The organism is Actinoplanes sp. URMC 104 (assembly GCF_051386375.1).
Taxonomy (GTDB): Bacteria; Actinomycetota; Actinomycetes; order Mycobacteriales; family Micromonosporaceae; genus Actinoplanes.
Genome location: NZ_JBPQTO010000004.1, coordinates 795860 through 807893 on the forward strand (window position 1 = coordinate 795860; position 12034 = coordinate 807893).

Annotated in this window: 7 protein-coding genes; 1 reads left to right on the forward strand and 6 read right to left on the reverse strand. The window is 72.8% G+C overall.

The window, feature by feature from the left end:
• Positions 1-83 precede the first annotated feature (83 nt).
• The gene (locus ACSNN8_RS17580; protein ID WP_436650277.1) at positions 84-842 is read left to right on the forward strand and encodes a hypothetical protein; all 759 of its coding nucleotides are present in this window, start codon (positions 84-86) and stop codon (positions 840-842) included.
• Positions 843-951: 109 nt separating this feature from the next.
• Here the strand turns inward: ACSNN8_RS17580 and ACSNN8_RS17585 are convergent, their stop codons facing one another.
• The 6 genes from ACSNN8_RS17585 to ACSNN8_RS17610 form a co-directional block, all read right to left on the reverse strand.
• Positions 952-2349 carry a cellulase family glycosylhydrolase gene (locus tag ACSNN8_RS17585; RefSeq protein WP_436650278.1) on the reverse strand — a complete coding sequence of 466 codons (1398 nt, stop codon included), beginning with the start codon at positions 2347-2349 and terminating at the stop codon, positions 952-954.
• 134 nt (positions 2350-2483) lie between these two features.
• Positions 2484-5279 carry a phosphoenolpyruvate carboxylase gene (gene ppc, locus ACSNN8_RS17590; protein ID WP_436650279.1) on the reverse strand — a complete coding sequence of 932 codons (2796 nt, stop codon included), beginning with the start codon at positions 5277-5279 and terminating at the stop codon, positions 2484-2486.
• Between the two features lie 160 nt (positions 5280-5439).
• Entirely contained in the window at positions 5440-6444 is a 1005-nt protein-coding gene (locus ACSNN8_RS17595; protein ID WP_436650280.1) for a glycoside hydrolase family 6 protein, read from the reverse strand.
• A complete protein-coding gene (locus ACSNN8_RS17600) occupies positions 6444-8393 on the reverse strand; it encodes a galactose oxidase-like domain-containing protein (RefSeq protein ID WP_436650281.1) in 1950 nt (649 codons plus the stop codon). The genes ACSNN8_RS17595 and ACSNN8_RS17600 overlap by 1 nt, the downstream gene beginning before the upstream one ends.
• Positions 8390-10141: a glycosyltransferase family 2 protein gene (locus ACSNN8_RS17605; RefSeq protein WP_436650282.1), complete on the reverse strand. Its 1752-nt coding sequence runs from the start codon at positions 10139-10141 to the stop codon at positions 8390-8392. Before ACSNN8_RS17605 ends, ACSNN8_RS17600 begins: the two co-directional genes overlap by 4 nt.
• Positions 10141-11892: a hydrogenase maturation protein gene (locus ACSNN8_RS17610; RefSeq protein WP_436650283.1), complete on the reverse strand. Its 1752-nt coding sequence runs from the start codon at positions 11890-11892 to the stop codon at positions 10141-10143. The genes ACSNN8_RS17605 and ACSNN8_RS17610 overlap by 1 nt, the downstream gene beginning before the upstream one ends.
• Positions 11893-12034 lie beyond the last annotated feature (142 nt).

The window sequence follows — 12034 nt, forward strand, 5'->3', positions numbered from 1 at the left end:
AACGGCGGTGGGGTGGGAGGGGAACGGCACCCCGAAGGGGTCAGGGCCGCACCTTCGATGGGGGGCGAAGCGTTTGTCTATGTATGAGCAGCACGTCGCGATGGCCGGGTGGGGTGTTTCTGTCGTTCGGGCTCTGGTTCGACCAGGTTCCGGAAGGTGGCGCGCTCGCCGCGGTCGGTGATGTTCTCGAGGAGCGGGGCGGCACGTACAGCGGCGCGATGTTCTTCGGGCCGGCGGATGCGGCGTTCGTCCGGGTGCTCGACATCGCGGGCATCGGCTATTCCGGCGCGGGGTCGGCGCGGTCGGTGCGGCGCGGGCTGCGGGACGGCATCGCGTACCGGGTGGCGATGCAGCTGCCGGGCGCCGGGCCCGCGGCCCTGTCGTACGAGGCGACGCCGGGGGAGAGTGCGCCGGCCGCGCGGCATCCGGTGGACGTGACGGTGCAGGCGGGCCCACTGAGCATCCCCCGCGAGTTGTGGAACGCCGACGAGCAGGCGGCCGCGGAGAAGCAGCAGGCCGTGGTCCTGGATTACCTGCGGGCGTGCTGCACGGCGCTCGACCCGGCCTATGCGGTGCTGCACTCGGAGGGCTCGACCCCGACCCCGGCGGCACTCCACGTGGGACGGCAGATCGGCGTCGACGTGTACGTGTCGCGGCGGCTGGGGCTCGGCGCGCATCTGTCGCAGGCGGCCCGGCTGTCCGAGACGTTCGACTGGGGGACCGGCGTGTTCTACTCCGGCGGCTTCCTGGCGGAGACGCCCGACCGGGACGCGCTGCTCGCGGCGTGGACCCGGCCGTCGCTCATCATCGGGGAGCAACTGGCGGCCCGCGCCGCGCGTTGACACACGTGTGCCCCGGGCAGGTGGGATGCCCGGGGCACACGCGGATCTACGGGCCGCCTTTGCCCGGGGCAGGTGGGATGCCCGGGGCACACGCGGATCTACGGGCCGGTCAGAAGTTGTCCGGCGTGCGGATGCGGCTCCGCAGGTAGGTGCCCGACTCGGTCAGGACGCCCGTTCCGGCGTACGTCGTGCCGTTGCAGGTGCCGGCCTTGAAGGCGGCGCTGCTCTCGCCGGCGTCGGAGTACGTCCAGTTGGCGTAGCTGATCTGCAGGCGGTCGAGCAGGTCGAGCCACGTGCCGGTGCTCGCCAGGTCGACCTGGCCGCCGCCGGTCGCGGTCACGGTGCCGAACTCGGTGACGAACAGCGGCAGCGAGGCGGCCGCACGCTGCACCTCGGCGCGGTAGTTGTCCTTGTGGGACGCCGCGTAGAAGTGGAAGGCGTACATGATGTTGGAGGCGTTGACCGGGTTCGCGGTGATCTCGCTCGACGAGGAGCCGTCCGAGACGCCGAGCGACGACCAGCCGCGGGTGCCGACGATGATCACGGCGTCGGGGTCGTTGGCGCGGATCACCGGGATGACCTGCTCGGCGTAGCTCTTGATGGACGCCCAGCTGACGCCGTTGGGCTCGTTGGCGATCTCGTAGATGACGTTCTTCTTGGCCGCGTTGCGGGCCGACACCTCGGCGAAGAACGTCTTGGCGCGCGCCAGGTTGTAGTTCGGGTCGCCGGGGGTCAGCGTGTGGAAGTCCACGATGGCGTAGAGCCCGCGCTGCTCGGCCTGGTCGACCAGGTTGTTGACCTGCGAGGTGAAGCCGGCCGGGTTGGTCTCGTAGCCGCCCTCCTGCACGTACATGGCGATGCGCAGCAGGTCGGCCTGCCAGTCCTGGGCGAGCGCGTTCAGCGACGCCGTGTTGTAGCACTTGGCGAACCACTGCAGGCCGTGCGTGCTCATGCCGCGCAGCTGGATGGCCTTGCCGTTCTGGTTGCACAGCTTCACGCCGCACACCCGCAGCTGCCCGTTGGCGGCGAGGGGGGTCGAGCCCGTGGGCGGGGGAGTGGTGGTGGCCGTGGGGGTCGGCGTCGGCGAAGTAGTGGTCGCCGTGGGCGAAGGCGTCGAGGATCCGTCACAGGACACGCCGTTGACCTGGCAGGACGTGGGGCGGCCGGTGCCGTTCGCGACGAAGCCGAACGAGGTCGAGGCGCCGGCGGCGAGGGTGCCGTTCCAGCCCGCGGGCGTGAACGTGTAGGTCGAGCCGGAGGCGGACTGCGTCGCGTTCCAGGAGTTGACGATCGTCGTGCCGGCGGGCAGGGTGAGCTGCACCCGCCAGGTGTTGATCGTGGACGAGGTGGTGTTCTTGACCTCGACCTGGCCCTGGTAACCGGTGCTCCACGAGTTGGTCACCGTGAAGGCGGCCGTCTCGGCACTGGCGGGCAGGGCGATGACCGTGGCTACCGAGGCGGCGGTGACGGCGACGGCGATGCCGGCGATCAGTCTCCATCTGCGCATGGGGCGGGGCTCCATCGGGGGAGTGGGAACGGGGGGTGTGGGAGCGCTCCCACGGACCATAGCCGTATCCGTCGATGGCCGCAACGCAAGGGGGCCGGGGCGATGAACGCCCCGGCCCCGCAAAAGCGACGGAATCAGCCCGTGTTGCGCATACCGGCCGCGATGCCGTTGACCGAGGTCAGCAGCGCCCGCTCGAGAGCCGTCGAGTCGGACGGCACCCGCCGCGCCCCGGGCGCCACCACGGTCTGCCGGTCGGCCTCGCCGGCCTCGCGGTACTGCCGCAGCAACGCCACCTGGAGGTGGTGCAGCGGCTCGAGGTACGTGTCCCGGACGTCCAGCGTGCGCTTGAGCTCGGGCTGGTTCTCCAGCAGCGCCGACGTGCCGGTGATCGCCAGCACCTCGCGCACGGTCAGGTCGTACTCCTCCTGGATCTTGCCGAAGATCGGCCGGAGGTGCTCGGGCACCAGCGTCTCGACGTAGCGGCGGGCGATCGTCAGGTCCGTCTTGGTCAGCATCATCTCGACGTTGGACAGGAACGTCTTGAAGAACTGCCAGTCGGCGTACATCTCCCGCAGCACCTCGGTGTGGCCGGCCTCGCGGGCCGCCTTGAGGCCGGTGCCGACGCCGAACCAGCCGGGCACGATCTGCCGCGTCTGCGTCCAGCCGAACACCCACGGGATCGCGCGCAGGCCGCCCAGGCCCGCGTCCGCGTTGGGCCGCTTCGCCGGGCGCGAGCCGATGTTCAGCGCGCCGAGCAGCTCGGTCGGGGTGGCCGCCCAGAAGTACGCCGCCAGGTCCGGGTCCTCGACCAGCGCGCGGTACTGCTTGAACGCCGCGTCGGAGGCGGTGTCCATCGTGGCGTCCCAGCGGGTCAGCCTGTCCGGGTCGACCGACGGGCTGGTGTGCAGCAGCGTCGCCTGCAGCACCGCGGCCACGGTCAGCTCGAGGTTCTCCCGGGCCAGCGCGGGCAGCGTGTACTTGTCGGAGATGACCTCGCCCTGCTCGGTCACCTTGATGGCGCCGTCCAGGGTGCCGTACGGCTGCGCCAGGATCGCCTCGTGCGTGGGCCCGCCGCCCCGGCCGACGGTGCCGCCTCGGCCGTGGAAGAGCCGCAGCCGCACGCCGTGCCGCGCGGCCACGTCACGCAGCGAGCGCTGCGCCTTGTGGATGCCCCACTGGCTGGTGGTGATGCCGCCTTCCTTGTTCGAGTCGGAGTAGCCGAGCATGACCTCCTGCACGTCGCCGCGCGCCCGCACGATCTCGCGGTACGCCGGCAGCGACAGCATCTCGTCGAGCAGGTCGCCGCCCGCGGCCAGCTCGGCGGGGGTCTCGAGCAGCGGCACGATGTTGACCCGCGCGCGGCCGGTGTGGATGTCGACCAGGCCGGCCTCGCGGGCCAGCACGGCCGCCGCCAGCACGTCGTCCACGCCGAGGGTCATCGAGATGATGTACGTCTCGATGACGTCCGCGCCGAAGCGGTCCTGCACGTCGCGGATCGTGTTGAACACGTCGAACGTCTTGCGCGCCGAGTCGGTGAGCGGGGTGTCCGCGCTGCTCAGCGGCCGCCGCCCGGTCAGCTCGGCGGCGAGCAGCTTGGTGCGCTCGGCCCGGTCCAGCGCGGCGTAGTCGTCCACCTCGCCGACCTGCGTGTACATCTGCTGCAGCACCTCGTGGTGCTTCTCGGCGTGCTCGCGCACGTCGAGCGTGGCCAGCTGCAGGCCGAACGCGGAGACCGTACGGATCGCGGAAGCCACCACGCCGACCGCGGTGAGCTGGCCGGAGTTGCGCGCCAGTGAGGCGCGCATCAGCTCCAGGTCGCTGATCAGCTCGTCGCTGCCCAGGTAGTCGCGGCCCGGCACGTGCGCGGTGCCGTTGCGCAGCCGCTCCCGCGTGTTCGCCAGCTTCGCCTTGATCGCGCGGACCTTGAGGCGGTACGGCTCCTCGGCGTTCGTGCGGCGGAACCGCGGCGCGACCTCGGGCAGGTTGTCCAGGTCCTTGGCGAGCGAGGCGGACAGGTCGAGCGAGACCCCGCGCAGCCGCCGCGACACCGACAGCACGTCGATGAGCTGGTCCATCGTGGCCTCGGTGGCCTGGATGCCGTGCTCGTGCTGGATGAGCAGCACGTCGCGGGTCACGGCCGGGGTGACGAACGGGTTGCCGTCGCGGTCGCCGCCGATCCACGAGCCGAAGGTCAGCGGGCGGGCCGTCGGGGCGGTCTCGACGCCGAGCTGGCGCAGGGTGTCGGCCAGGTCGGCGAGCACCTGCGGCGCGGCCTCGGCGTGCAGGTCCTTGAGATAGTAGACGGCGTTGCGCGCCTCGTCGGTCGGGTCGGGCCGGTCGAGCCGCAGCTCGTCGGTCTGCCACAGCAGGTCGATGAGCTCGGCGAAGCGGCGCGTCGAGGCGGTGGTGTCGGTCTGGCCGTAGAGCACCGCGGCGGCGGCCTCGTTGTCGAGCGCGTCGGCGAGCTGGCGCAGCTTCGACAGGATCGAGCGGCGGGCGGCCTCGGTGGGGTGCGCGGTGAACACCGGGCGTACGGCGAGCCGGCGCGCGGCGGCGGCGATCTCGTCGGCCGGCACGCCCCGCTCGGCGATGAGCTTGGCCGCCTGGTCGAGCCAGCCGCCGTCACGGGCGCGCCGCCGGCGCAGGTCCCGGGCGCGGTGCACCTGCTCGGTGATGTTCGCCAGGTGGAAGTACGTGGAGAACGCGCGGGCCAGCTTGGTGCCGGTGGTGACGTCCATGGCGGCGAGCCGGTCGGCCGCGGCCGCCGCGTCCTGACGGACCAGCGCGCGGATCTCCTCGACCAGGTCGAGCAGCGGACGGCCCTCCTGGCGGGCCAGGGTCTGGCCGAGCAGCGTGCCGATCCGGCGGATGTCCGCGCGCAGGGCTGCGTCGGGGCCGTCGGGGTCGAGGTGGCCGTTCTGGTCGGTCATCGGGGGCGCTCCTTCGCCTCAAAGGTGCTCCAGGACAGCGCTGTCCCGACTTCGCCGATCGTATCGGCGTGATCCTCCGTGGGGGAGTAATGAGGTAAGTCTCACCCCCCATCCCACCGCCCCGCCCGCCGCCCCTGACCGGAGGAGGCTGCGCCTCTCGTCATCCGGCCAACGCCAGGGCGTACGCGGGGTACCAGTGCCCGGCCGGGGGATGGCCCGGCCCGCACGCCCCGTCGGACTCGCCGGGACGTTTCACCCACAGGTACGCGTCGACGAGCGCGTGCCCCGTCCGCAGGGTGGGCGCCGCCCCGAGGCGGCGTCCGGGCGGGTTGCACCAGTGCCGGTCCCCGGCGCCGCGCTGCGCCGGTCCGTTGCCGTTGCGGCTGGTGTCGACGACGAAGTGCTTGCCGCCCACGGTCCGCGAGACGGCGTTCCCGTACGCGACGTTGTCCGCGGTCGTCTCGAAGTTGGCCACGTTGAGCGCGAACCCGCTCGCCGCCGCCACCCCCGCCGAGCGCAGCGCCGGCCCCAGCTCGCGCGCCGGGATCCAGCTCGGGTTGCCCGCGTCGAGGTAGACCCGGACGCCCGGGGCCTTGCGCAGCGCGGCGACGGCGTGCCGCAGCAGCCCGTACCGCTCGTCCGCCTGCTCCGGCGAGAGGCACCCCTGTACGGTCTGCGCCACCGCGTCCGGTTCGAGCACCACGATGGCGCGGTGACCGCGCAGGGCCCCGGCCAGGGCGTTCACCCACCTCCGGTAGGCGGCCGCGTCCGGCGCCCCGCCGGCGGAGTGCCCCGCACAGTCGCGGTGCGGGATGAAATAGAGCGTCAGCACCGCCGTGCGCTGAGCCGCGGTCGCCGCCCCGGCCAGCCGGCGTGCCCGCTCGGCGTATCCGGGCGCGTCGTCGGTGAACCAGACCGCCGCGGGCTGGTCGGCGATGCGGCGCAGGATCGCCGCCTCGGCGGTGCTCCCGGCCTGGTCGAGCGCGCGGACGGCGGCCACCGCCGCGCCCGACGGGTCGACGTAGAGCTGGGGGCTCGCCAGGCGCGGCGGCGCCGGGGTGCGGACCTCCGGATCGCGCTCGCGGGCCCCGGCGGCGACCGCCACCGTGCCGAAGCCGATCAGCGCGAGCGCGGCGACCAGCGACCTGCGGGCACGCCGGGCCATCAGCGCACCCTCACCCAGCGGGCGACCGACGGCCGTCCGCGGTCGTCGACGAGGAACAGCATGTACCACCCCGAGGGCGCCACCCCGGCCTCGCGGGGCACGCGCAGCTCGAGGCGGCCGGCCGAGTGGGTCAGCGCCAGCGCGACCGAGCGCTGGTCGGTGTCGGTGCCGTGGGTGACCGAGCTGGGCCGCACCAGCCGGGCCGAGGCGATCCGCGCGGCGTCCGAGGTACTCACCGCGAACGTGCCACCCCGCACGACCTCGCCGGGCGCGTGCCCGATCGCCGGCCGCTCGCCGCGGAACAGGTACGGCGGGCTGTAGACCTCGATTCTCTGCTCGAACGTGCCCGGCGCCTTGCCCGAACTGTCGTAGAGCGGGTCGCTGCCCATCGTGACGACCCGGCCGTCGGGCAGCAGGATCGCCTCGGAGTGGTAGTTGCGGCCGACCGTCGACTCCGCCGCGGTGCGGAACGAGCCGGTGGCGGGCACGTAGAACTGCGCGTTGAACAGGTCGCTGCGCTTCTTGCCGCGGTACGGGCCGCCGCGGTAGCCGGACGAGCCGCCGCTGGTGAAGACGGTGTCGTCGGGCAGCACGACCGTCGACAGGTAGCGCGCCGGCCTGGGCAGGTCCGGGCCGGGCCGATAGGCGGGCCGCTTCTGCCGCAGGTCGACGATGCCCGTACGCGCCGTGGAGACCGGCGAGTCGCCGACACCGCCGCCGCCCAGGAACATCACCTGCTGCTTCTGCGCCGGCGGCAGCAGCACCGAGGTGGCGGTCTCGTTGAGCTCGGGCTGCCGCAGGCCGGGCACCGGCTGGAAACGGTTGGTGCGCAGGTCCCAGACCCCGGGCGTACGGCCCTCCCGGTCCGAGCCGTAGCCGCTGTTCGCGCCCGAGTAGAACACCCGGCCGTCGGCCAGCAGGTGCAGGCTCGGATAGGTGGGGAAGTAGCGCTGCAGCCGGGGCGCGGCGGCCCAGGTGCGCCGCCGGGAGTCGTACACCTCGTTGCGGCCCGGGATGATCCGGCCGAACTCGTCGAGCCCGGACACCGCGAGCACGTCGCCGTCGGTCATCGTGACCAGCGTCGGATACCAGCGGTGCTCGGTGAGGTCGCCGGTCCGCACGTAGCGCTCGGTGCGCGGGTCGAACTCGTACGACGTCTTGTCCCCGCCGTACTCCTGCTTCTCCCTGGTGATCTTGTCGGCCACGCCGTACAGGTTGGCGGCGTCGCTGCCGGTCAGCCCGCTCATCCGGTACTGCGCGCCCTCGAGAACGACCGGGGCGTCGCCGGCCCGCACGGCGTCGACCCACACCTCCGTCTCGCCGGCGTGCACCGCGACGTGCTGTCCGTGGGTCATCTTGCGGGCGGCCGGCACGGTGAACGCGGTGCGGCTGACGTACTCGTGCCCGGCGGCGGAGCGGAACCTGGTGCCCTTGGGGAACGCGCGCGGGCCGTGGTCGGGCGACTCGTTCTTGACCTTCATGACGCCGCCCGCCCGCTTCACCTCGGACGCCAGCACCTCGTACGACTTGGTGCCGCCCGCGACGAGCAGGTTGCCGTTGGGCAGGAAGCTGTGCCCCGCGCAGAAGACGTCGGTGGGGGTGGGCACCTCGGTGAACTTCTCGGCGTGCGGGTCGTAGAGCACGGTGCGGAACGTGCCCGCCTCGAAGCGCTCGCGGTTGTTGCCGCTGCCCGCCACAATCAGCACCTTGCCGGTGTTGAGCAGCGCCGCGTGGATGGCGTTGACCCGGAAGTCCGCCGGCACCGGCAGATCGGCCCAGTGCCCGTACTTCTCCTTGTACGACTGCCGGTTGATCGAGTAGTTGTGCAGCGCCTCGGTGCCGGCCGCGAGCACCGGACGGTTCGCGAACGCCACTCCGGCGACCACCACCACCGCGACGGTTCCGCTGGCCGCCCGGCGCGCGAGACTGGGTCGGGGACGGGGCTTCATGGCTGGGACTCCTCGGTTCTGCGCCGGCGCAGGCAGAACCACAGCACCGGCGGCATCAGGCAGATGAACAGGTTGACCGCGGGCCAGACGGACATCGCGTCGTCGACGTGGCCGGTGACCTCGGCGACCACGAGCAGCACGAGGTAGAACGCCGCCCAGCGCAGCCCGGGCGCGAACGTGGCGAGCCGGTCGGGGCTGGTCGAGTCGCCCTTGGGCGTGACCACGAAGCCGGCCTTGCGGCGCAGCAGCGCGCCGACGAACGACGACACGTAGATCGGCGTGGACAGCGTCGACGCGATCATGCCGCTCAGCCCGGACGAGCCGGCCTCCTCGTGCGGGCTCGTGTTGTGCCGCCGGTTGAACAGGTAGAGCCCCACCTGGAACAGCGCGGCGTCGACGTAGAGCATCAGCCACACCTCCTGCGGCACGTGCACGCCCTGCGCGCCGAGCGCCAGGTAGCAGAACGCGTTGACGGCGCCGAGCAGCCAGGCCAGCGCGGTGAGCGGGTAGTACGACATCAGCAGCCCGTAGTGCAGCGCCCGCCCCGGGCCGAGCTTGAACGCGTGCCGGGCGAACGAGCGCAGCATCACCTCGTCGGTGCCGCGCGACCACCGGTGCTGCTGGGTGAAGTAGTCCGTCCACGACGACGGGCCCTCGCCGACCGCCAGCACGTCGGGCGTGTAGACCGAGCGCCACTTCGCCGCGTGCAGCGCCAGGCTGGTCGCCATGTCCTCGGTGATCGAGTCCTGCAGCCCGCCGATCGACTTGAGCGCGTCGATGCGTACGGCGTTGTTGGTGCCCACCAGCATGGCGATCCCGCGCCGGTTGCCCGCCCGCTGCAGCAGCGAGTGGAACAGGTACTGCTGCGACTCCGCCCAGCGCGTGACGAGGTTGTCGTAGTTGCCGTAGATCTGCGGCCCCACCACGAACCCGACGCCGGGGTCGCGGAAGTAGCCCAGCAGCCGCTCGCAGAAGTTCGGCAGCGGCACGTGGTCGGGGTCGACCGACACGAACACGTCGTAGTCGTCGCCGTGCGCGTCGACCCACGAGTTGTAGTTGCCGTGCTTGGTCTTCGCCTTGAACGCGCCCGCCGGCGTGTTGTACTCCGCGATCCCGCGGCGGCTGAAGTGGCGTACGCCCAGCCGCTCGCACATCGCCCGGACGCCCGGGTCGTCGCCCTCGTCGAGCAGCCAGACGTCGTACGTGCCGCCGTAGCGCACGTTGCGGGCGGCCCGCAGCGTGCGCTCCACCATGGACAGCGGCTCCTTGCCCGGCACGATCGTGGTCAGGAAGGCCACCCGCAGCGTCGTGTCCGGCACCACCGGCACCGGGTCGCGCGCCCACATCGTCGCGAGGCACAGCGTCACGACGTTGACGAGCCGGAACAGCTCGATGGCCGCGGTCGCGCCGATCATCACGAGCGCGCTCGCGTACAGCGCCGGGTTCAGCGCGCGGTCGGGCAGCTCGATCGACGCGATCAGCCAGCCGAAGAACGTGCTCTCGAAGGCGAACGCGAACAGCGTGATCAGCAGCGTGCTGATCGGCCGGCGGCGGGCCAGGCGCCGCATGCGCACGCGATAGGGCTCGCCACGGGCCGGCGCGGGCTCGGCCGGACCGGCCAGCACGCTGTAGGCGCTGTAGTTGTAGCGCGCGGGCAGCAGCATCGTGGCCGCCTGCAGCGCCGGGCTGACCTGCACCCGTCCCATCGGCCGCCGCGGCGCGGGGACCTTCTCCTGAAGCCGGCGCATCACGCGGACAGGGGCACGGCGGGACGCACCACCGGTCGCCGCTCGGGCACGATCCGGCTCACCGTCGCGCCGGTGGTCAGCCGCAGCCGCTCGGGCGTGGCGGCAGGCTGGGCCTTGCTGACGAAGGCGTGCCGCGCGGCGGCGAAACCGGACCGGTCGCCGAACATGTCGCGGCTCATCTCGGCCAGCTCGCGGGCTTCGTACACCTCGAGCGGCACGCGCTCGGCGGCCAGGCGGCGGGCCTTGTCCTGCCGGCGGCGGCGGGCCGTCCGCGGGTCGGCCACGCGCTCGGCGAGCTCGGTGAGCCATTCGGTGTACGCGCCGGGGTGGCGCGGCCCCACCTCGTCGACCAGCCCGATCGCGGCGGCCTGCTCGGCGCTCACCGGCAGCTTGTCCTCGACCAGCTGCTCCGCCCGCTCGGCGCCGACCCGCCGGGGCAGCGTGAACGTGTGCAACTCCGAGCCGTACAGGCCCATGTCGTAGTAGGGGTTGAGCACGATGCCCGCGCGCGCGGCCACGACGTCGGCGCCCAGGCCGAGCATCACGCCGCCCGCGCCGGCGCTGCCCGCGTACGCCGCCACGACGACCTGCCGGGTGCACGTGATGATCTCGCGGCACACGTCGTTGATCGCCCGGATGTTCACCCAGGCGGTCAGCGCGGGGTCGGCCGCGGCCTCGATCACGGTGAGGTGGATGCCGTTGCTGAACGCGTCGGTGCCGCCGCGCAGCACCAGCACGTCGGTGTCCTGGGCGGCGGCGTGGCGCAGGGCGGCGAGCAGGCGGCGGCAGTGGCCCGGGGCCATCGCGCCGTTGTAGAAGTCGAACGCCAGCCAGCCGATGCGTCCCGTACGGCGGTAGCGCACCTGGCGGTAGGCGGCCGGCGCCTCGGGCTCGACGCCGACCGGCAGCGGCGAGTGCGGCACGTCGCGCAGCCGCGCGCCGAGCAGCGTCGTCGCGGGCAGCTTGAGGCCCGCCTCGGCCGCCCGCAGGTGGCCCAGCCAGAGCCCGCCGTCGCCGGTGCGGACCAGCACCGCGCCCTGCCGCCGGCCCGCGAGCGTCCCGGGCTCGCCCGGCCGGACGAGGCCGGGCGTGGCGTCGTACGCGAAGACCGGCAGCCCGGCGATCTCGGTGCGCACCCCGGGCGAGCCGTCCGCGGCGCGGATCCTGCGCAGGATGTGCTCGGTCGGCTCGGACCAGTCGAACGCGCGGTCGGCCTGCTTCATCGCGGGCCGCGGGCGGGCGCCCGGCAGCTCGGTGGGCGCCTGGTCGGTCGGCACCGGCCGGAAGTCCGGGTCGGCGGCCTTGGCGACGACCTCGAAGACGCACTCCAGGGCGGCGTCCGCGACCGGCCCGTTGTAGACCGAGGACTTGCGCGGCGCGGCGGCGGGCAGGGAGAACGTGCGCGTCGCCCAGATCGGCCCGGCGTCCATCTCCTCGACCGCCTGCAGTGCCGTGACGCCCCAGGCGCGCGCGCCCTCGGTGATCGCCCAGTCCAGCGAGGACGGCCCGCGGTCGCCCACCGGGCCCGGGTGGATGATCACCGTGCGCCAGTGCTGCCAGACCTCGGCGGGCACCCGCTGCTTGAGGAACGGGCACAGGATCAGGTCGGGGTCGGCCGACCGCACCCCGTCGACGATGGCCGGGGCGCCGGTTGCGAGCTGCACTCCCACGTCGTGGCCGGCCTCGCGCAGCGCGCACCACACGCGCTGACTCAGCCCGTTGAACGCCGTAACGAGCAGCAGGATTCGCACGTTGCCTCCCCGGGGGATGTGCACAGAGAACGATGTGCATTTTTGACCCGGTATCGACGGTTATGTCGGACGTTTTGTGCGTTGTTCGCCGGCCGTCCGAGAATGTCGGAGGCCCGGACTAAGCTTGTCGCCGTACCCCCGC

Coding starts and splice junctions, on each gene's coding strand:
- ACSNN8_RS17580 (WP_436650277.1), top strand. CDS start 84: ATGAGCAGCACGTCGCGATGGCCGGGTGGGGTGTTTCTGTCGTTCGGG.
- ACSNN8_RS17585 (WP_436650278.1), bottom strand. CDS start 2,349: ATGCGCAGATGGAGACTGATCGCCGGCATCGCCGTCGCCGTCACCGCC.
- ppc (WP_436650279.1), bottom strand. CDS start 5,279: ATGACCGACCAGAACGGCCACCTCGACCCCGACGGCCCCGACGCAGCC.
- ACSNN8_RS17595 (WP_436650280.1), bottom strand. CDS start 6,444: ATGGCCCGGCGTGCCCGCAGGTCGCTGGTCGCCGCGCTCGCGCTGATC.
- ACSNN8_RS17600 (WP_436650281.1), bottom strand. CDS start 8,393: ATGAAGCCCCGTCCCCGACCCAGTCTCGCGCGCCGGGCGGCCAGCGGA.
- ACSNN8_RS17605 (WP_436650282.1), bottom strand. CDS start 10,141: ATGCGCCGGCTTCAGGAGAAGGTCCCCGCGCCGCGGCGGCCGATGGGA.